Genomic DNA, 21,257 nt, shown 5'->3' on the forward strand with positions numbered 1-21,257 from the left:
TATTGAACCGGAACTGAAGACGGACTTGCAGCTGAAAACGTTCTTCGGTCGCGGTTCGGGCGAGTCGGTGCAGTTGCTTTTCCGAGGTCACGGCTTTGTCGTCGTCCAGCCGTACGAGGAAGTTTACTTTCAACACCAGGCGTAGACGCGTGGGGGTTGTTGGTGAAACCCTTTGGGTTGCGGTTTGTCGATTTAAGCAAGAGTCAACCTGTCTTCGTTTAACCGCAATACCGTTCAATTTTCGTTTAACCCGTGCCCGAAGGGTAGGTTGTGTTCCGTCAAGCGTCGCCTACGGCTTCCGGTTAAACGAAAACGCCACAACCCGGTGCTTCATTGAACGGTATTGCCGTTAAACGCATAAATCAACAGCCCGGTTGGGGGCGGGTTCTGGTGCGCCGATAGACCCGCGCCGACCTGATTGGCTGACGCCTTGACTCCAACGGTGCGAGTGGGGTTTATGAAAGGTCGATCGTTATGCCGCTCGGAATCGGATTCGGTTTTGCGGGGCGGTTTGGAGGAGGTTGTCGCCGTGTTTGACCATGGTGGCGTCGGCGACTTCGTAGCCGTGACGGAACAGTAGGCTGAATTCGGAATGGGTAAGTCGGCGGAGCGTTGTTTCCATTTGCGAAACCTTTTTGACTTCCGCTTCGGTCAGTGCGGCTTCTCCTGCGAGGTGGCTGCGCGCGTAGCCGCCTTTGGTCCGAAGGCCTAGGCGCAGGTAGGTTCCGCTGCCGGGATTTTGTTTGAAGAAGTCGATCAGCATGCGTGCTCGCAAGCTGCGGACTTGATCCGTCGCCACGTCGACCAACCGCAGTGATGCTTCCACGTAGCCCGGGTGCTTTTGCGAATCATGCTGCGTTGCCGAGAGAGCACGGGACGCGTCACTGACGAGAAGGAAGTCGGTCCCCTCTCGCAAGCCGACGCCGGGTTTGAACAGAGACTCAACGCCGAGGTTGTCGTACACGCCTCCGTCCCACAGGTTCAACCGTTTGTAGCGAGGTTCAATGGACTGCCATGCGTCGCTGCGAAATTCGCTCCATTGGTGATCGCGAGTCTTCACAACGAGCGGTCCGATCAACCCCGGAACGGCAGCGGAGGCGGCGAGGGCGTGAGACAAACGGAAGTTCGGATCGCGGACGTATTTGGTTTGGTAGTCGCCCATCTCGTCGCGTTGGAAACGCCAGTTTTTGCCCGTTTGGTAGCAGGTCGCGTTGATGATGATGCGAGGCGATGTGGGCAAGTCCGCGAGATCGCCGTCGATTCGCCAGTGCTGTCGAAGGGTGTCGCCGAGGACCGAGGCCCTTCCGCGGGCCAGACGCCAGGGGAACATCAGCGATTTCAGAACGTAGGATCGCTGGATGTCGCGGGTGGTCAACAGTTGATGGATTTCAGGGACCACGTGGTGCAGGTAATCTTCGCTGCTCGGCCACTCGTATCCGGAGCGGGACAGGACGAGGCCGGTGGCGAGGCTGCCTCCCGAGACGCTGGAGACGGTCCGGACGTTGCCGAGCAGATCCTGTCGGGCGAGCCGTGCCAGGACACCCAGGTGAAAAACGGTCGCACGCACGCCTCCGCCGGAAAACGCCAATGCGATTTTCATGTTTTCAAAGCAACTGAGGTGGAACGGGGCTGGACGCCGGGAAGGTACAGATTCTGCACCCTCCGAATCCACGGCAATCTCTGTTTTTTGAGGATGCCTTGGGAGCCTGCGGTGGGCATGGTAAGTTGCTGAGGCAACAGATTTCACGTCCCCTCCAAAGTGACCCTATGTCGATCGACACTTATGCGATCTGCCCCTGCGGCAGCGGCAAAAAAATCAAATTCTGCAAGTGCAAGGACTCCGTGCATGAACTCGACCGGGTTCTGACGATGGTCGAAGGTGGCCAACTCGTTCCGGCACTCGACCGCTTGGCGTCGATTCTCGAACAGCACCCTGACGCGGCGTGGGCACTGGCGATTCGCGGACGTCTGTTGATGGACCTGCGTGAGTACGATTCGTTGAAGGAAAACGCCGAGCGGTTCACGCGTTTGCAACCTTCCAACCCGCTCGCGTTGACGCAGAGTGCCGCCGCGGCCATGTTCGCTCAGGACCTCGGCAGGGCGACCGAGTTGATGCTCGAGGCGTTGACCGAGAGCGGACAGAACGTCGATTCGTTTGTCCTCGACGTCGCATCGCTGCTGTCCTATGGACTCGCCGGAAACGGCATCCTGTTGACCGCGCGGATCTACGCCACGTTGGCTTTCGTTTCGGAAGGATACGAAGGCAACGGCATGGCGGCGAACGTGCTGCAGCAGATCAACCGCGATCCGGCGGTGAATTTGCTCGCGAAGTTCATGCCGGAATTGCTGCCGCGACCCGACGACGTTGATTGGGCGGAACGATACGACGAAGCTGCATTGTTGTTGGCGAACAATAAAATTGTCTTGGCCGAGAACAAGTTCGATTCGCTGCAGCGGACCGCTCCGTTGCAACCGGCCGTTTTGTCGGGCTTGTTGACGTGTGCGGTATGGCGCGGTGACTACCAGCGTCAAATCGAATTGCTGAAGAAACTGTCCGAGTGCGAAAGCTTGTCGGACGACGACCGGGCTCGTTACTTGGCAACGTCTTTCGTCGCCGGTCCGGATTCCGATCCGATCTCGGTCGAGAAGCGAACGATGACGACGGAAGTCGACTCGATCGAAGAAACCATGATGTCGCTCTCGTCGCATCCACGTTTCGGCGAGTTGCCACCGGACTTCTTGCAACAGCTCAAAGGCGAAAACGAGATCGGTCCACGTGCCGCGTATCAATTGCTCGACCGCGACCCGCCGTCCGAAGATGGCGTGCCGGAAGATCTCGCGTTGGTGCCTGAATCGATCGGGTTGGTCACGGTGTTCGGCCGCGAGACCGATCGTGCGGCTCGGGTGGAAGTCGTCGGCGTTACCTCGCAGCAGGAACAGACCGCTCGCGATCAACTCGGATTGGCTCTGCCGGGGCGTCACTTTGAATCTGAGCGGGAAGGTTGGTTGCCGCTGAACTACATCGCGATGTCGCAGCCGGGCGGATTGAAAATCACCGACCCGAACGCGTTTGAGTCGTTGCAGCAACGTTTGTTTGTTGACCGCGGCGTCATCAAATTGGCCGAGACGGCGGTCCCATTGCTCGGCGATCAATCGCTCAAGGATGCTGCCGGTGACGATTCGAAATGGCTCGAGCGTGCGGCGTTGTTGCGTTACCTCGAGGGCGAAGATTCGTTGATCGCTCGCGACGAAACGATTCTGCAGCGGTTGTGCGAAATCGGTAACCGGCCGGCTCCCGAGGCGATCCGCCCCACCGGTGACGATGTCGAAAATATTCCTGCATACGATTTGAACCGTATCGATCCGTCCGGATTGGATACGGAGAATTTGGTGTATCTGATCCAACGGGCTCAACAGATCTCGGCGACCAAGCTCGGCCGTGCCGCGTCGCGACGATTGTTGGGAATGGACCTTCCGAGCGAAGGTGAACTCGCCGGTGCGAAACTGCTCGGCTATTCGTTCCTGATGCAAACCGCGACCAGGAGCGAGGAAGCGTTGGAAAACCTGGAGGCGGCGAAGAAGTACGCCGAGGAGCACAACTTCTCGACGGCGTCGTTGTTGCTCGCCGAATTGCCGCTGCGACTGCGTCGTGGCGAGGCGGAACAGTTCCAGGATTGCGTGCAAACGATCGCCAAAACGCATGGCAACGACCCCGAAGTGATGGGCCGATTACAACAGTTGCTGGTTCAGTTCGGCCTGATTCGTCCCGACGGATCGCCGGTCCAGGCTCCTCGTGGTGCCGCACCCGCGCAGGCCGAATCGGGCGGATTGTGGACACCAGACGGCGGCGGCAGTGCACCGGCGGCCGCGGCGCCTCCGGCTGCATCGGGCGGCGGATCGTCGAGCAAACTGTGGGTCCCCGGGATGGATTGATCGGGGAATGCGGCGAGCCGACCGTTTGCGGTCAACTCGCGCAGCCTGAATGAGTACCACACCAGGAACTGCCATGTCGGAAGACGATTGTTGGATGGCCGAGGCGATTGAGATCGCCTGGGGCGGGCTCGGGCATGTCGAGCCGAATCCGATGGTCGGCTGTGTGTTGGTGCGGGACGGTCAAGTCGTCGGGCGTGGCTACCACGAACGATACGGTGAGGGCCACGCGGAGGTGAACGCGCTCGAGGATTGCCAAGCACAAGGAAACTCCGCCGAGGGCGCGACCGCGTACGTCACGCTCGAACCGTGTTGCCATTTTGGAAAGACGCCGCCGTGTGCTGACGCATTGATCAATGCAGGTGTCGCACGCGTGGTCGTGGCCGTCGTGGATCCATTCGATCAGGTCGACGGCGGCGGTGTGCAGCGATTGCGAAACGCGGGCATCGACGTCGTGACGGGTGTCCTGGCATCGCGTGCCGAGTCGCAGTTGGCGGCGTATCTCAAACGAGTCCGGGCGTCTCGCCCGTGGGTGATCGCGAAGTGGGCGATGAGTATGGATGGTCGCATCGCGACGACGACGGGAGAGAGCCAGTGGATTACCGGTCCGGCGTCGCGAGTCGGCGTGCATGAACTGCGCGGCCGCGTGGACGGGATTGCGGTGGGCATGGGGACCGTGATTGCTGATGACCCGATGCTGACGGCGCGACATGGCGGACCTCGCACGCCGGCGCGAATCGTTTTTGCGCGAAAACGTTTGCCTGCGGTGACGAGCAAGTTGGTGCAAACCGCGTCGGAGGTGCCGGTTTGGATCGTCGCCGGTCCTGAGTTGCCGGAAACCGAATTGTCTCAGTTGTCCGCACGAGGTGCTCATGTTTTGCCGGTCGCCTCGGGCGATGTCGTCGCGATGATCGATGAGGCGCTGTTGCGTTTTGGCGGCAGCGACAATCCGAGCGGCGGACCGATGACGCATCTGATGATCGAGGGAGGCGGCGAACTAACCGGCAGTTTCGTTGCTGGGGACTTTGTCGACGAGTGCCACGTTTACATCGGTGCGAAAGTCATCGGAGGACGCACCGCGGCGGGGCCGGTCGGGGGCAACGGTATCGAATTGCTAGCCGACGCGACTCGGTTCACGGTCGACGACGTGACACGGTTTGAAGACGACGTGCGAGTAATCTACCGACGTGCTGTCGGTGATGCTGAGTCGTGAAGTTTGTGTCGCCTCGTTGTGGACGCTTTGCAGTCGCGACGTCTCCGATTCTCTTAGCCCAATTCGTAAGGATTCAGCCCTAGGAATTCAGTATGTGGCTTTTTAAGAATGAGTGTTAAGCCCAATACCGTTCAATTTTCGTTTAACCCGTGCCCGAAGGGTAGGTTGTGTTCCGTCAAGCGTCGCCTACGGCTACCGGTTAAACGAAAACGCCACAACCCGGTGCTTCATTGAACGGTATTGCGTTTAACGGGCAGCCAAAGTCGACCTACTTGCTACTGCACGTCGCCTACGGCTACGGGTTAAACGAAGGCAGGTTGACTCTTGATTAAATCGACAAACCGCCAAGACTTTCGGTGATTCACGAGCCCTCCCGAAACTCTTGGCGAGTTTCGCTATCGTTAGATCGGTACCCTGAAATCGTTACCTCAAAATGAAGTCGTCCGACAACATTAGTTGTCTTCGGCGAACTTGCCGTCGTTGCGTGCGGTGAGGCGGCCGAGAAGTTCGGTGGAGATGGACGGATCGAACGTCCGGACACTGCCATCGGCGAAGACAAAGTTCACTCCGCCGGCGTGATAGCTGCCGAAGTTGGTTTGGTAGGCGTCGGTTGGGAATTTGGCCAGTGGATATCCGGGGCCGCCGCAGCGGGAAAAGTTGCCGGGGTGATCTCCGTTGTAGATCGCTCCGTCCTCCGGCGCGATTCCAACGCGTGACGGACGCACATGCTTTTCGCCAACCAAAATCGTATGGCTGGCCCCATCTGACAAACTCGCGTAGTTCGTCCGGCTGCTCCACTGAACCAATTCCGCGGCCGGTGGTGCGTACCAATTTTCGGGCACCGTGGCCGGTTCGGTTTTCCCGCGGCCCATGATCAACGCACCATTGGACGTGATCCAATTCCACACGCCCGACGGGCCGTGTCCCGCCGAGCATGCGTAGTCACTGACCACGCCGGGGACATGCCCGCTGACTTCGTACGGAGAAAGGATGTCATCGTTTTGCGTGCTGAGAATTTTCCCGTCGCGTCGTGAAGGGCAGAAGTACATCGGGATCGGCGTCTGTCGCGCCGTGTCGCTTTGATAGTAGTACTTCAACCGATCATCCCACGCTTCGGGCAGAGCGATTTGTTCCATGTGCGGTAGGATCAGAAACGCCCAACTTTGGAAGTGATCGTAGTTGCGACTCGGCGGCAGTTCTTTGGTTTGGCTTTCGAAGTTTTGAATCGCCAGACCGATTTGTTTGAGGTTGTTGGTGCACTGCGTATGTCGCGCCGATTCGCGTGATGACTGAACCGCAGGCAACAGCAGACCGATCAAGATCGAGATGATCGTGATGCTGACGAGAAGCTCCACGATCGTGAACGCGAAACGTCGAGCGACCGAGTCGAGTGTGCCTCGGCGATGATTCAAAAGTTGACACATGTCGGTCCGCCATAGACGAAAGGGATCAAATGCGAGAGCGAGACAAGTCGCTTGCTCTGTTCAAAATGAAAGTTTGTGAGGTGCCGCTCAAGTAAGACGGCAAATCGATTCACGGGTTGTGAATTCAATGTGTCGAGATGAAACGATTCGACACCGATCGTGGCGTCAGGATAGAATCAACGTCATGGCATCGTTTTACATCAAAACGGATCTCGCGGTCGTCGGACCGTTCACCGGGATCGAGATCCGTGAAGCGACGATGGCGGGGATCATCCGTCCGAACAGTTATCTGGGGCATCAAAGCGACGGGCCGTGGGTCGCCGCCGCAGGGGCTGGGTTGTTCGACGAGAAAGGCAACGCGTTGCCTCACCCCGCCGGAACCCAGGTCCCAACTTATCAGACGCGCGGGATGCCCGGCGCGTTCATGGGCCCCTTCAAATTACGCGAACTGATCGGGTTGGCGTGTCAGGGAATGTTGCCGCCGGGTACCGAATTGCAGAGTGATCCGGATCGACCCTGGATTCCGATTACCGGCACCGGCATCCTGCCCGCGTGTTTGCGTGGAGACCTGGTAAAGATCGATAAAACGGGGAAGCGAGTGCTGCGCACCGTCGTCCCACGCGATCTTGAAGAACACCAGGCACGCCTCGATGCTTCCCTCAGTCCGATCCAGCGGGCAGGTCAGGTGCAAGTCAAAGGTGCGACCGCCTCGCCACTTGCGGAGGTGTCCAAGCGGGTGTCGTTAAAGGACAGTGGTGAAGTGTCCGGTGACGCATCGCAGACCACCGCCGGAGAGCAAAGCGGGCCGCCGCGTGATCGGCGAACCGAAGCCTTCCACTACGGTGCGATGCCGGTTCCCAAACGTCACGACGCGTCCGCGGATCAAAACGGTGGCGAGGAGAAGGTCGGCGTCTTCACGAAGTCACGCGAACTTGGGACACGATATCGAAAGTGGTGTGAGGAGACCGTCGGCCACAAAGTCCGGCCTCGAGTTTTGGTGGCGATGGTTGCGTTGCTGGTGTGTTTGATCGGTCTGCCTGTCGGATACACGGCGTACAAACGGATGCCAATGTCGCGTCATCGTATCCTTGGTCAGTGGATCGCGAATGTGGATGTTGATTCCGATGCTTCGTTAGACGGTGTGGTTGGCCCGGCGATGGGAGTCTCCTTTGACGAGTCGGGCAAGTGCGTTTTGATGAACACGGTGGGAAGCTCGTGGACCGGTGACTACACGTGGTTAAATCGCAGTGATTTGCGAAACAACTTCCGACCGCTCGATGAGTTCGAAATTCGATACGACACGCCCGAGTCACATCACCGCACGGCGGTGGTTGAAGATTCGGACGGATACATCGAGTTGGGCGGTTTCGTAAAGGCACCTCCGCTGCTCGATGGGCATCCGGTGCGTGGTCTGTTTGTGCGACGTGATGGAGATCGGTTGAGCATCGGCTATCCGGTGAAGGCGCACTGGGCGAACGGCCGCCGAGTCTTGTCGGCGGCGTGGGTGGATGCGATGTCGTTTCAACGTTTGCGTGATGCGCCGGCGGGACGCTCATCAAACGCGAAGCCGGATGACGCCAGCACGGTTCCTGCTGTGGTCAATGATCAGAGATCTTTCGCCGCCGGTGACGAGATCCGCGAACACCTGCGTTCATTGCAGGACGAGAAACCACGCGAAGGCGACTCGATCGGAGGAGCCGTGTCGATCTCTCGCGCGGTGCAGCGTGCGGAGTCGGGAGGCGATTTCGAATTCACGGTCGGCTCCGGATCCGTCGGACGTCGGGTTGCGTGGCAGGCGAGCTTCGCCCATTCGCAGCTCGTCGACGCGGCATATTTGCTGCGTCGATTCGGAGTCCCGATCACCGCGGAGCCGGTTCGTGAGTTTGAGAAGCCACGCGTGACCGGGGGGGAATTGTTCGATGGGGCGAGTTGGCTGCGTTATGACGGAATCGATTTCGTGGCGGACCGGGATGGGCGAATCGTGTTTTTGCGGCTGCGGGAGCCTGGATTGCCGAATCTTTCGGGTGGAATCGCTGGAGCCGGATCCGCCCCGTAGAGGGGAGATTCGCGGCCGAAAACAGCCTTCATTGGCACGTAACTCGCGTTTGACGGGATTTTCGCGGCCCGGAGAGGGGTGTGGGAACATTCCGTTTGCGAATCGTGCGCCTTGTCGTTTTGCGTTTTCCCGGTTAAACCATTCGGTGTTCCGTCGCCGAAATTCGGGCGTTTCCTTCACGCTATGATGTGATGGAATCCTGGCTCCGACGCGAGCCGGATCCGAACAATGATTGAGCCCGCTTCTGACCGGTTACCGGTTGGCAAGAGTACATCTGTGAAAGATGCATCAACTAGGCAAAAACGCTTCTCGCGGTGCTCGCCCGTTCTCCCTTATAGCCCCCACGTTATATTTCCCACGATGGTTAAGACGCTTGTTGATTGTGGTAATTGCGGTCCCGACTTCAACTCGATTCGTCAGATGGTGACGTCTCATTTCGAAGCCACGGTGTTGCAAACGCATGGAGCCGAGGACACCGTCGAGTTGCTTCGTAAACGCAAAGTCGATTTGGTAACCGTCAACCGGAAACTCGATCGCGACTACAGTGACGGTTTGGAGATCATTAAAAAGATCAAATCCGATCCCGAGCTCAACAATGTTCCTGTGATGTTGGTGACCAACTACGAAGAGCACCAAGAGGCAGCCGTTGCCGAAGGCGCGACGTACGGATTTGGTAAGCTAGAGATCGGCAACGAAGGAACGATCGAAAAACTGAAACCCTTTTTAACGAGCTAGCGACCTTGGACGCTCCCCTCCGTTATCGCAAACTGCTCGCCGCGAAAATCCATCGCGCGACCGTAACCGCAGCCGACGTGAACTATGAAGGCAGCTTGACGGTGCCTCCGGAACTATTGGAGGCGGCTGGTATCGTTGCCTACGAGTCGCTGCACGTTTGGAACGTGACGCGTGGTTCGCGGTTGGAAACTTACGCGATCGAAGGGCTGCCGGGATCGAGTGATATCTGTGCCAACGGTGCGGCCGCGCACGTGATTCGGCCGGGCGATCAGGTCATTCTGGCGGCGTACACTTTGGTGCCGGAATCGGAAACCAAAACGCATCAACCGAAACTGATCTTCGTCAATGAGAAGAACGAGATCAGCCACACCGGTCCGGAAGTTCCTGGGCCGCAAATGCCAACGGCGGGAGATCGCGGGGCGAACGCAAAAGCGGATGTCGATGGTTTCCAAACCGCGGCCGCACGCCAACACGCCTTCGCCGAAGAGTGCTAGCGTGAGTCCTTCACCGGCCAGCGAAACGGGATGGATGACGCTCGCCGTGTTGATCGGACTATTCGCCGGTGGAATCCTGGCGGTTCAACCGAGTGCGAACGGCATGCTCGGCAAACACATGCATCACCCGCTGCATGCGTCGTTGTACTCGTTCGGTTCTGGGTTTGTGATCGTGCTGTTGATTTCGCTTTTTTGCGGAATCCTGCCGCCGCGAATGAGCATCGCGCCGTCGCAGTTGCCTTTCTGGGCGTGGATCGGTGGCGCGATCGGTGTGGTCATGGTCACCACGTCGTTGGTGCTGGTGCCGAGAGTCGGATCGCTGCCGTGGTTTGCAGCGGTGATGACCGGACAAACTCTGCTCGCCATGATGATCGATCACTATGGTTGGCTCGGGAACCCGCGTATGCCGGTCACTCCCCTGCGTATGTTGGGTGTCACCTTGTTAATTCTGGGCGTGTTGGCCATCGTGCTCGCGAAACGTGGTGCCGAGGCTGGCGATTTAAGCCCCGGTGAAGCGAACGAACTGAGTCCCTCCGTGGCCGTTGAAGAGATATCGAAAGAATGAGTGAACCGTTGCCTTTGATGAAGGGATTGCCACGGGCGAAGATCCCGACCGGCGAACCGTTGGTGTTGGCGAGCGGATCGCCACGCCGGGCGGAGTTGCTGCGTGCAGCCGGATACGATTTTGAAGTCTGCCCGGCGGCGGATACCGCTGAGTGCGGTGTGCCCTACAAAGAGACCGCTGTGGAAATGGTAGCACGGCTGGCCTTCCAAAAAGCTGTCGATGTGGTCCGGCGTCGCAAGCGATCGTTCATCCTTGCCGCCGATACCCTGGCCGCGTGTGGCGACCGGATTTTGGGCAAGCCCAAGGATCGCGACGATGCGGAGTCGATGCTGCGGTTACTCTCCGGCCAGAAACACGAGGTCTTCACCGGCGTTTGCGTCTGGTCGACCGGAACGGACCAATGTTACGTCGACGTGGTTCGCTCGCGGTTGCAAATGTCGAGGCTCGATAACGAGGAAATCGAGGAGTACCTCGACGGAGGAAAGTGGCAGGGAAAAGCCGGCGGATTCGGGTATCAGGACGACAATGACTGGATCGAAATCGTCGAGAACGACAGCGAGAGCAACGTTGTCGGATTGCCCATGGAGAGATTCGCGGAAATACTGGAAAATTTCGCAAAATTGGCCGACAAGGTACAAAAGGAAGTCCGCTGAACCGATTCGTTTAGAATTTGCAGGTACGACTCAGTGGGGTCCCCTCCGAGTAGACCTGTGGCCACCCCCAACGATTGGCGGCCCTCGAATTATCAATGTTCAGGAACGACGGAAGCTCAATCTCATGAATGCACCCCAGTCTTTGATTCGCCCGTTCACTCGTGCGATGTTCGCTTGTTTGATGGCAACCGCCTCGTTGCTTGGCACGTCAGCGGTCGCGACGGCGGACGAAAATTGGGCCGAGCGAATGTTTACCGAAACCAAGCATGACTTCCGTGTCGTTGGACGCGGGGCAACGGCGGAACACTATTTCGACTTCCGGAACCTGTACGAGGAAGACGTCCACGTCGCGGCGGTCCGCAGCAGTTGTGGTTGCACGACTCCGTCGGTGAGCAAAGACACCCTGTCGACACATGAAACCGCGTCGATCGTCGCGAAGCTGAACACGAGCACATTCATTGGTCAAAAAGCGGCGACGATCACGGTCGTCTTTGACCAACCGTACTACGCCGAAGTTCAGTTGCATGTCAGCGGCTTTATCCGGACCGACGTCACGTTCGAACCGGCCGAAATCGACTTCGGCCAATCCAAACCGGGCGAAGTGAAGGATCGCACGATCAAGATTTCTCACCGCGGCAATCCTGGTTGGCGAATCCAAGACGTTCGCAGTCACTGCAGCGACTTGGCTGTCAAACTGAGCCCGCCACGAATTCACCCCGGTTTGGTTGAGTACGACATGCAGGTGCGAATGAAAGAGACGATGGGCGAGGGAGACATTCGCGAACGTTTGACGTTGATCAGCAACGACACTCAGTTTCCGACGATCGAAATGGCCGTCGCCGGTCACGTTCGTCCAACGATCAGCGTTTCGCCTGCCGCGGTAAGTCTCGGAACGGCGGCGATGGGGCAATCTGTCGGCAAACGTTTGCTGGTCCGGGCGGATGAGCCGTTCTCGATCACCGATGTTCGTTGCGTCGACAAACGTTTCTCCTTCGATATTCCTGAGGGGAAGAAGAAGCTGCATTTCCTGCAGTTGAAGTTCGACGCTGGTGACGCACCTGATCGTATCGCACAAAAGATCGAAATCGTCACGGACTTGCCCGGCGAGAAGACTGCTGAATGTGTCGCGACCGGTACGGTTCGCTGACGCGTTATCGTGTCGTTGGATTCGCGCGGACGATGACGCCGGATGACACAGCGTCAGGTCACCCGCGTCGAAACGAACGGTGTGCGAGTGAGACGAACGAGTCAGCATTCGTAATCTCGCGATGCTGAAACCCTTCCGAAGAGAAACCGAAAGAGGTCGCATGGCGGCGAAGAAGCCTAAGACTTACGTCGTTTGGCAAGGATTTCATCCCGGCGTTTACCCGACGTGGGCACAATGCCAGAAAGAGATCTCTGGATTTTCGGACGCGAAGTACAAATCGTTTAGCTCGCGAGCGGCTGCCGAAGCGGCTTACGCGGAAGGTCCCGACGCGTACTGGGGCAAAGGCGGCGGTTCGAAGAAGAAGACGCCGACGCCCACGATCGACCGCGAGGACCTCGAAGGACTCGGCGTGGACATGTCGGCCTGGGCGGTCGACGCGGCATGCAAGGGAAACCCCGGCGAACTGGAATACCAGGGTGTCGAGATTGAATCCGGGATCAACCTCTTTCACATGGGGCCTTATCCCGAAGGTACGGTCAACATCGGAGAGTTCCTGGCGATCGTTCACGCCCTCGCGTTACTCGACGGTGCGGAGCAATACGACACGCCGATCTATTCGGACTCGCGGATCGGACGAACATGGGTCGCGCAAGGGAAATGCCGCACGAAGTTGCCGCCAACGGCAGAGAACCGGCGGCTGTTTAATCTCGTTCGCCGCGCAGAGAAATGGTTATCCGAGCACGAGGTGCGGAACCCGATCTTGAAGTGGGAAACCAAAAAGTGGGGCGAGATCCCTGCGGACTTTGGTCGGAAGTAGCAAGCGTTCTGGCGCGGTATGATTCGGGTAGCAAAACTCGCCAACAGTTTTGGCGTGGTCGGTGAAAGGCCGAAAAGTTTTGGCGACTTTTGCTACGGTGCTATCGCCGAAGGTTTGGCCGTCTCAGTTCACTCGTTGGGCTCGTTCAGCAGTCGGGTGACGATTCGGCGGATTTCGGATTCGTCGCTGAACTTCATTCCGAGGTTTTCGATCTTCTCGGTGTGGAGTTGGCGAGCCGATGTTTTTTCTTCGCCGCAGAATTCTGAATCGCTGCCGCAGATTTCTTTGGCGATCGTCGCGATCCGGTGGTTGCTGTAAAAGCCGATCGTGCAGTTATAGGTTTGGCCGGCGATGTCTTTGTCGGTACGGAGCAAGAGCTCTGCGGCGCGTGCCAAATCGGTGACCGGAATCACTTTGCCGCCGCCGCTGATGTCGACCTGTTCGCCGCGTTTGATTTTTTGGACTAAGTCGAACCATTTGGAGTTGGCGACCGGATCGTCGACGCCGACGATCGACACCGGGCGGAGGGTCGCGATATTCAATCGGCCCGACAGGCCGTAGGCGTGACAGAGCGTTTCCAGCGACGCTTTGCCGGCTCCGTACATCGTCGTCGGCCACAGCGGGTGCCGTTCGTCCAGTGGCAGGTCGTCGGCGACCTGCTGGTGGACGGTGCCTGAGGAAATGCAGACGAGGCGTTGGACGTTCGACTTGCGGGCCTGCTCGATCAGGCGGAGCGATCCGATCACATTGGTCTCAAAATAGCCGATCGGATCGTCCGGTTCGTTCATGAAACTCTGCCCCTGTCGGGTCACCGCCGAGTGCACGACCGCGTCGCATCCGTCGACCAGAGTCGCGGTGGCATCGGGATCGTTGAGGCTGCCCTGGACCCACTCCACGCCGCTGATTTCGGCGGGGCGCTCTCGCCGATACCAGGCCCGAATCGTGTGTCCGCTATCGATCAGATGGGAGATTACGTTGCGTCCGACGAAACCGGTGCCGCCGGTGATGGCTACGAGCATTGGGAATCCGTGGGGAGGTGAATTCGCGAAAGGGGGATCGGTGGTTTTTAGGGGCGGATACGGCGGGGATGGGCAACATTCGTGCCATTTCGCCTAGTGACAGATCGCCGCACAAACTAGAACTACGCCTACGTCCATCGAGATAGCGATGCCGAACTGACCATGCTATCTGTTTTCGCCCGCCAACGTCAGTTTAGATCGAAGGCCACTCACTTGTCTCCCGCGTCCACATTGAATCAAGACACCACTTCCGCATCATCCACCCGCGAAGACATTCGCAACGTGGTGATCATTGCCCACGTCGACCACGGGAAAACGACCCTGGTTGACTGTTTGCTCCGGCAGAGCGGGCAGTTCCGCGATACCGAGTTGCAGGGCGAACGCATTCTCGACTCGAATGATCTCGAGAAAGAACGCGGGATCACGATTCTCGCCAAGAACATCGCGATCCCTTATCGGGGCGTGAAGATTAACCTGATTGACACCCCGGGCCACGCTGACTTTGGCGGGGAAGTCGAACGGGTGGTGAAGATGGCGGACGGTTGCTTGGTGCTCGTCGACGCCGCCGAAGGCCCGATGCCGCAAACCCGGTTTGTGCTCGAGAAAGCATTGCAGGCTGGCTGCAAACCGATCGTGGTCGTCAACAAAGTCGACCGGCCTGACGGGCGACCTCACGAGGCACTCGACGAGGCGTTGGAATTGCTCGCAGACCTCGGTGGCGAAGAACAACTCGACGACATCGGTTTCGTTTACACGAGTGCGAAGGAAGGTTTCGCGACGACCGATCATGAAGTTCGCACCGAGAACATGCTGCCGCTGCTCGATCTGTTGGTGGACCACATTCCGGGGCCGACGATCGATGCGGATTCCGACTTCCAAATGATGGTCACGACTCTCGACTGGAGCGAGTACGTTGGCCGGATCGCGGTCGGACGGATCAACGCGGGCACGATCACCACGGGCGACACTTTTGATCTGCATTGCCTCGGCGCCGATGGGCAACCGACCAAACGCAAGGTCAAACCGAGCGGTCTGTACCTGTTCGATAACCTCGGTCGTGTCGCGGCTGACAAAGCCTCGGCGGGCGATTTGGTCGCGATCGAAGGTCTCGACGATGTCGAAATCGGTGACACATTGACTGCGGTCGGTTCGGACAACCCGTTGCCACGTTTGCGTGTCGACGAGCCGACATTGGAGATGGTCTTCAGCGTGAACTCATCGCCGATGGCGGGACGCGAAGGGAAATACGTCACCACGCGGCAAATCAAGGCGCGGTTGGAGAAGGAACTCGAACGCAACGTTGCCCTTCGCGTGCGAATGATCGAAGGGACGGAAGCGTACGGCGTGGCCGGACGTGGCGTTTTGCACTTGGCGATTTTGATCGAAACAATGCGTCGCGAAGGTTTCGAACTCAGCGTTGCGAAGCCGCACGTCGTTTTCAAAACCATCGACGGTAAGAAACACGAACCGTTCGAAACGCTCCGAATCGAAGTGCCCACCGATGTGATGGGCCCGGTGATGGAACTCGTCGGACTGCGGCGTGGCCAACTCGAAGAGATGAAGCAACGCGGCGACTACAGTTTGCTGAAGTTCATCGTTCCGTCGCGCGGTTTGATCGGTTTGCGAACGAAGTTGCTCAACGCGACCAAGGGTACCGCGATCATTCATCACCGGTTCGAAAGCTACCGAGTGGTCGACGGTGAAGTGCCACGGCGTGCAAACGGCGTTTTGGTTTCGATGACGGGTGGGAAGACGATGCCGTTCGCATTGTTCGCACTGCAAGAACGCAGCGAACTTTTCGTGCCGGCGGGTGTCGAAGTTTACGAAGGCATGATCGTCGGCGAGAACGCTCGCGAAGGCGACATGGTGGTGAACCCATCGCGTGAGAAGAAACTGACGAACATGCGTGCGAGCGGCAGCGACGAGAACGTCATCTTGAAGCCGCCACGTGACATGTCGCTCGAAACCGCGCTGGAATACATCGAAGACGATGAACTCGTCGAAGTGACTCCGGAATCAATCCGTCTGCGGAAGATGGCGTTGAAAGAATCGGAACGACGCCGCAAAGGACGAAACGCGTGAACGCGACCGACACGTTTGAGTTACTGCTGATCCGGCACGCAGAGAGTGCCAATAATGCGAAGCCGGTTTACGAACGTGTTTGTGATCCACCGATCACGCCGCGGGGGCGACTGCAGGCGGATCATTTGGCGGATTGGATGCGTTCGATTTCGCTCGATGTGCTCGTGACGAGTCCGTTTCGTCGGACGCTGGAAACGTCCTACCCGATCCTGAAGCGACGAGCGTGCCCGGTCCAGGTGTGGCATGACGTCTTCGAAAAAGGCGGCTGCTATCACGGGCACGAAGAAAGCAGTTTCGTCGGCGCCGAAGGCATGAACCGACGGCAGATCGAACGTTTCTTCCAACCACAGCGGCAGCTCGCCGGAGTGGTTGCTGGCGAAGGTACCGCGGGGCAACAGCCGGAGAGCGAAACGATCGTCGAGGAGAGTTTGGGCGATGAGTTTTCGCTGAACATCGATGACGAGATCGGCGATGGCGGTTGGTGGGCATGCCGTCCGCGCGAACAAATCGAGCAGATGGAAGAACGCGCCAAGAAGGTCGCCTGCCGTTTGGTGGAGACCTTTGGTGGGACGCGTCAACGTGTCGCGCTGGTGATCCATGCCGACTTCAAACGCGAGTTGCTGCGTGTGCTGTTGAAGGACATCTTGTGTCTGGATTCAGTGGGTGCGATCGCCAACACGTCGGTCTCGGTTTTGCGAGGATGCAGCGAAGGGAACTGGCAACTCAGTTCGCTCAATAGTGTCACGCATCTGCCGTCGCGACTAATCACCGGTCGCGAATTCTAAACGCCCGGCACGGCACCGCTCGTGACCGCGCGACGCCCGCTGCCCTTCTGTCGGGTCTGCCTGTCTGCCGGGGAGCTGCCGGTCGCTGGCGAACCTGCTACGTCCCCACCTGCTCCCTATCGCCGGGCTGCGACCGCGATAAACTACGTGAGCTCATTTCCACTTCCGACTTCGTTTTTTATCCAATGTCTTTGATTCAACCGCGTACGCTCAAAGGATTTCGTGACTACCTTCCCGCCGCGATGATTCCGCGTGAGCGTCTGATGGAGACCGCCCGGGAGACTTTTCGCAGCTTCGGTTTCGCGCCGATCGATACCCCGACGCTCGAACACCTCGAGATTCTCACGGGCAAAGGAAGCGAAGAGACCGACCGCCAACTGTATCAGTTCGTCGATGCGGGCAAGCGTCCGGTCGGGATGCGATTTGATCTGACCGTGCCGCTCGCTCGGTTCGCCGCGCAGCACATCAACGAACTCGGAACACCGTTCAAACGGTACCACATCGCGCCCGTTTGGCGGGGCGAGAATCCCCAGGCCGGACGCTATCGCGAGTTCTATCAGTGTGACTTTGACACGATCGGTACCGAGTCGGTGCTCGCCGACATCGAAGCGGTCACGGTGATCGATTCGCTGATTCGTGCGATCGGGATCGATGCGTTCACGATCAGTATCAATAACCGCGCGATTCTCAACGGTTTGCTCGAATCGCTCGGGCTCGCCGACAAGGCGACGCCGATCCTGCGTAGCCTCGACAAACTCGCGAAGATCGGACTCGAGGCGACGAATGCCGAAATGGTGAACGCGGCTGGGATCACGTCGGAGCAAGCTGACCAGGTTCTCGGGCTCGCGCAGTGCGATGGGACCGCCGAACAGGTCTTTGCGAAATTGCCTGGTATTCTCGGCGATAATGAGAAGGCGAATGAGGGTGCCGCGCGGTTGCGCGAAATCTATGACGGTGCGATCGCGTCGGGTGTCTCGCCGGACCGGATCAAAATCGACGTTTCGATCGCCCGAGGGCTCGACTACTACACCGGCGTGATCTTTGAAACGACGCTCGATGAGTTACCTGGTATCGGCAGCATTTGCAGCGGCGGCCGATACGACAACTTGGCTGGCCTGTACACAAAACAGCACCTTCCCGGGATCGGTGCGTCCTTGGGGCTGGATCGTTTGCTCAGCGCACTCGAGACACTCGAGCGATTGTCTTCAAACAGCAAACCGTGCCCGGTGTTCATTCCGTTCTTCGATAAAGATCACCGCGACGACTATCTCCGCTTGGCGACCAATCTTCGTAAGGCGGGGATCGGAACGGAGGTCTATCCGGAGCCGCGGAAGTTGAAGGCTCAACTGAAGTACGCCGATGGTCACGGGTTCCAGTACGCTCTGATTGCCGGCGGCAACGAGTGGGAACGCGGTGAAGTCCAAGTGAAAGTTCTGGCCGAGAAAACATCCGAAGATATCGCGTACCAACACGATGCGCCGGAGAAGTTGATCGAGCGATTGACGACGTCGTAGTTGGGAGCGAAACGCGAAGTTCCCGGCGCGAAATCTCGTAGCTGGACTCGCCAGACTTCAGAGGAGTCTCGGTCAATGCCCGTCCGAAGTCTTGGCGACTTCGGCTACGGGGTTGGCAGTGCTGCTGGCTGTGCCGTGAATGGTTTTAGGATTCCTGGCAATTGGCGATAGAGGAATCGCGGGACCAGCCCGAGGTAGCGATCGGATACTGGATCGTGCTTGATCAGGATCAGCGTGTCGGCACGGGCGGCCGCCTCGTAGATTCTTGCGATGACCTCTTCGCGACGTGGTCCGAGTTCGTCACCGATCACCAACAACGGCATGCGGTCGTAGGTGGCTTCGGTGCCAACCCACCAATGTGATTCGTCGGCGACTCGGGTTTGCAGTCCCATTGGCGCGAGCGATTGGGACAACATCTTGCCTGCCGGTTGATTGGCGTAGGGGAGAACGAGTTGGCCGGGGGATAACCGCCGTTGGCGGGCGTCGTCCCAGTTCACGATACAGGTGGCACGGTTGTCTCGAGCCGTTTTTCGCAACAAACCTGCCAACGCGATCGCCGTGTCGAGTTGTGCTCCCGACTTGCCTCCTTCGAGGAGCGGCCAGTGATCGGGGAATACGTCGCTGTCTTCGCTGCCCGGTTGGCTTTCGGAGAGGCATTCGGCTGTCATGGACCAATGCGACAACGCGGATTGTTCGAGTTTCTGTGGCATGCCGCGGGCGGCTCGCAGGCAATCGGTGACCAACGCACGTAATCCGATCCGTTCACGCTCTTCCCATTCGGTTTGTTCGACGAACCCGTCGACCCACTGCTTCACAGAGTCCGCTTCGTCGGCAAAGTCATCCAGGGCGATGACCGGATTGAGCCGCTGGGTCAGTTCCTCTTTGTCGATCGTAATGAGTAGGCGGTTTTCATCCTTTTCGATCACCAGCCCGAGTTCTTTGGTGATCGTGCCAAGCAGTTCGCCGATCGGTTTCCAGCCCGGAGTGCGATCGCGGACCGGCTGTGCAAGGGATACGTCGGCGAGATCGAGCGCGACCCAGTCGAGTTGGATCGGAACCTGAGTGATCTCGCTGCACACGAGTACGAAAGATGAAAGTGGATAGCCTTCGGATTGAATCGCAACGCGGAACTTCATCACATTGTCGATATTCACTTCCGGAGGAGGCGTCGCCAACAGCATCGGATCGAGCATCGCGTCGGCGGCCGAATCAATCATCAGCTCTTCCGCGGGCGCGGCCTGAGGCATGGTCGGCGGAGCATCCGGCGCGTTGCCGGGAAGGTCGAGAAGCTGCGTGAACGCCTCGAGTCCCGCGGGCATCTCCATCAACGGAGCATCGGATTCGTCCCCATTGGATCCCTCTGCATCCGCACCGGGCGGTGGCGTGTTGGTTGGTGGCGTTTGCCCACCGAGAATGTCGTCCGGAAGCAGATCCGTTGGAATCGGACCGCCCAGCCCGGGAAGCGGTGTCTCCGATGAGTCGGTTGTGCCGCCGGGAGTGTCGGACGTATCGACGTCGGAGCTATCTGCGTCGTTGGAATCTACTGGTGGAGCGGTGGTTTCATTGAGGACGTCGTCGATCGCGTTTTGGGCAGGACCGTCGTCGGTGTCGTTTGGCGTCGTGGGGGCGGCTGTTTCGCTTTGCTCGGTCGATTCCGGGTTGGTGGAAGAGTCGGTGTTTTCACTCGCGGGTGGTGCTGATGTGCCAGGAGTCTGCATCGCGATCGTGTCGGGAGCCGAGTCTCCGCCAAGCAGCCACATTGCCAGGATCGCGAGCACCGCGAGGCCACCGAGACCGGTGGCTCCCATGAGAAGCTGTTTTTGCCGACGGCGTTTCGGTTCGCTCGCCCAGTTGCCGTCCGATTCCCAATCGGTCGGTTCGTCGGATGTTCCGGATGCAGGCTTTTCGGCTGGCGTCGTTTCGACCGGCGGCGGACCGGAGTGTTCGGTCGGCCGAGCAACTTGTCGGGGATCGGGGAGGGGGGCCGGTTGAGGATCGACGCCCGGTTCATCGGCGAATATGTCCGCGTCGCCGAACATGTCCGAACGCGTCATTTCCTCACTATCGACCGCTTCGTCACCGACGACCATTTTCGGTTGAGGCGGAGTGGGTGTCTGCGGCGACGGTTCCTGTTGCGGCGATTGAGGGTGTTGCGGCGACGCAGATTGTTTGGGCGGCGGAGCGGCGTGGCCTGAGGGAGTCGTTGGCGAGGTGGTCGCAGTGGGCGGTGGATCGCCGGCGGTCTGCTCCGGTTCAGCGATTTGCACCATCGAGCCGCAGCGAGGGCAGGCGACGATGGCACCAACGAGTGATTCATCGGTGACTTTCAGTCGACCATGGCAACTGACGCAGCGAACAGAAAAAGGAACAGCCAAGTGTTATTTACCGCCCGCTTCCGCGATCATGCTGGAAACTTCCGCGGAGACCAACGAGGCCGTCAACGCGTAACTGACCACACGACCGGCGCGTGCGATGTTGATGCCGATCACGCGTCCTTCGGCGTCGAGGATCGGGCCGCCGCATTGTTCCGGATTCAGAACCGTGTCGTGCTGGATCGCTTGTTCGAAACCCGACAGTCTCACGTTGCGGGCGCCGTTCACCCGAGCGTCGTTCTCCGATTCTTGCATCACCGCGTATTCACTCAGTCGAGCAGGGATGTCGACCGTGTTGCCGTCGCGTTCGATCGTCAACTGAACGACTTCGCCGGGGAACATGCTGTTGAGCGTCGAGACGACCTTGTCGACATTGCTCTGAGTGCGTCCGTCGATCGCGATGATGCGGTCGCCTCGCTCGAGGCCAGCTTCATCGGCGCCGCTGTTGGGG

At 58.8% G+C, this 21,257-nt stretch carries 17 protein-coding genes and 1 pseudogene; 13 read left to right on the forward strand and 5 right to left on the reverse strand.

Annotated features, from left to right (window positions below):
• Window positions 1-145: pseudogene (locus tag RSSM_RS35575) on the forward strand (AIM24 family protein); the annotation flags it as partial.
• A gap of 327 nt (window positions 146-472) precedes the next feature.
• Here the strand turns inward: RSSM_RS35575 and RSSM_RS07130 are convergent.
• Window positions 473-1,600: a patatin-like phospholipase family protein gene (locus RSSM_RS07130; protein ID WP_008676064.1), complete on the reverse strand. Its 1,128-nt coding sequence runs from the start codon at window positions 1,598-1,600 to the stop codon at window positions 473-475.
• 167 nt (window positions 1,601-1,767) lie between these two features.
• Here RSSM_RS07130 and RSSM_RS07135 point away from each other — a divergent pair, with 167 nt between their 5' ends.
• Both RSSM_RS07135 and ribD read left to right on the forward strand, forming a co-directional pair.
• Complete coding sequence (locus RSSM_RS07135) at window positions 1,768-3,933, forward strand: tetratricopeptide repeat protein (protein WP_008676066.1); 2,166 nt, start codon at window positions 1,768-1,770, stop codon at window positions 3,931-3,933.
• A 49-nt stretch (window positions 3,934-3,982) separates the two neighbouring features.
• Window positions 3,983-5,143, forward strand: coding sequence for a bifunctional diaminohydroxyphosphoribosylaminopyrimidine deaminase/5-amino-6-(5-phosphoribosylamino)uracil reductase RibD (ribD, locus tag RSSM_RS07140; RefSeq protein ID WP_044301572.1), 1,161 nt, complete (start codon window positions 3,983-3,985; stop codon window positions 5,141-5,143).
• Between the two features lie 452 nt (window positions 5,144-5,595).
• Here the strand turns inward: ribD and RSSM_RS07145 are convergent, their stop codons facing one another.
• A complete protein-coding gene (locus RSSM_RS07145) occupies window positions 5,596-6,567 on the reverse strand; it encodes a DUF1559 domain-containing protein (RefSeq protein WP_008676071.1) in 972 nt (323 codons plus the stop codon).
• A 184-nt stretch (window positions 6,568-6,751) separates the two neighbouring features.
• On the opposite strand from RSSM_RS07145, the gene RSSM_RS07150 reads away from it, so the two are divergent.
• From RSSM_RS07150 to RSSM_RS07180, 7 genes are all read left to right on the forward strand, one after another.
• Window positions 6,752-8,623, forward strand: coding sequence for a hypothetical protein (locus tag RSSM_RS07150; RefSeq protein WP_144059624.1), 1,872 nt, complete (start codon window positions 6,752-6,754; stop codon window positions 8,621-8,623).
• A 360-nt stretch (window positions 8,624-8,983) separates the two neighbouring features.
• Window positions 8,984-9,358: a response regulator gene (locus RSSM_RS07155; protein WP_008676078.1), complete on the forward strand. Its 375-nt coding sequence runs from the start codon at window positions 8,984-8,986 to the stop codon at window positions 9,356-9,358.
• Window positions 9,359-9,363: 5 nt separating this feature from the next.
• Window positions 9,364-9,852: an aspartate 1-decarboxylase gene (gene panD / locus RSSM_RS07160; RefSeq protein WP_008676081.1), complete on the forward strand. Its 489-nt coding sequence runs from the start codon at window positions 9,364-9,366 to the stop codon at window positions 9,850-9,852.
• A 1-nt stretch (window position 9,853) separates the two neighbouring features.
• Window positions 9,854-10,417, forward strand: coding sequence for a DMT family transporter (locus tag RSSM_RS07165; RefSeq protein WP_008676083.1), 564 nt, complete (start codon window positions 9,854-9,856; stop codon window positions 10,415-10,417).
• The gene (locus RSSM_RS07170; protein WP_008676085.1) at window positions 10,414-11,070 is read left to right on the forward strand and encodes a Maf family protein; all 657 of its coding nucleotides are present in this window, start codon (window positions 10,414-10,416) and stop codon (window positions 11,068-11,070) included. Before RSSM_RS07165 ends, RSSM_RS07170 begins: the two co-directional genes overlap by 4 nt.
• A gap of 124 nt (window positions 11,071-11,194) precedes the next feature.
• Entirely contained in the window at window positions 11,195-12,217 is a 1,023-nt protein-coding gene (locus tag RSSM_RS07175; RefSeq protein WP_236621002.1) for a DUF1573 domain-containing protein, read from the forward strand.
• Between the two features lie 121 nt (window positions 12,218-12,338).
• Window positions 12,339-13,034, forward strand: a complete 696-nt coding sequence (locus RSSM_RS07180; RefSeq protein ID WP_008676089.1) for a ribonuclease H1 domain-containing protein — start codon at window positions 12,339-12,341, stop codon at window positions 13,032-13,034.
• Window positions 13,035-13,162: 128 nt separating this feature from the next.
• Here RSSM_RS07180 and RSSM_RS07185 read toward each other — a convergent pair whose 3' ends face one another.
• Complete coding sequence (locus RSSM_RS07185) at window positions 13,163-14,053, reverse strand: NAD-dependent epimerase/dehydratase family protein (protein ID WP_008676091.1); 891 nt, start codon at window positions 14,051-14,053, stop codon at window positions 13,163-13,165.
• Window positions 14,054-14,284: 231 nt separating this feature from the next.
• Here RSSM_RS07185 and typA point away from each other — a divergent pair, with 231 nt between their 5' ends.
• The 3 genes from typA to hisS all read left to right on the forward strand — a co-directional run bounded on the left by typA (window position 14,285) and on the right by hisS (window position 18,434).
• Window positions 14,285-16,135, forward strand: a complete 1,851-nt coding sequence (typA, locus tag RSSM_RS07190; RefSeq protein ID WP_008676093.1) for a translational GTPase TypA — start codon at window positions 14,285-14,287, stop codon at window positions 16,133-16,135.
• Complete coding sequence (locus RSSM_RS07195; RefSeq protein ID WP_008676095.1) at window positions 16,132-16,920, forward strand: histidine phosphatase family protein; 789 nt, start codon at window positions 16,132-16,134, stop codon at window positions 16,918-16,920. The genes typA and RSSM_RS07195 overlap by 4 nt, the downstream gene beginning before the upstream one ends.
• A gap of 191 nt (window positions 16,921-17,111) precedes the next feature.
• Entirely contained in the window at window positions 17,112-18,434 is a 1,323-nt protein-coding gene (gene hisS, locus RSSM_RS07200) for a histidine--tRNA ligase (protein WP_044301583.1), read from the forward strand.
• Between the two features lie 104 nt (window positions 18,435-18,538).
• Here hisS and RSSM_RS07205 read toward each other — a convergent pair whose 3' ends face one another.
• Together RSSM_RS07205 and RSSM_RS07210 are read right to left on the reverse strand one after the other, a co-directional pair.
• Window positions 18,539-20,809 (reverse strand): hypothetical protein, encoded by a 2,271-nt coding sequence (locus RSSM_RS07205; RefSeq protein ID WP_008676099.1) that lies wholly within the window; start codon window positions 20,807-20,809, stop codon window positions 18,539-18,541.
• A 3-nt stretch (window positions 20,810-20,812) separates the two neighbouring features.
• On the reverse strand, window positions 20,813-21,257 hold a 445-nt coding region (locus RSSM_RS07210; protein ID WP_044301577.1), incomplete at its 5' end, for a PDZ domain-containing protein.

This window comes from Aporhodopirellula sallentina SM41, assembly GCF_000346505.1.
In the GTDB taxonomy this organism is placed as follows: Bacteria; Planctomycetota; Planctomycetia; order Pirellulales; family Pirellulaceae; genus Rhodopirellula; species Rhodopirellula sallentina.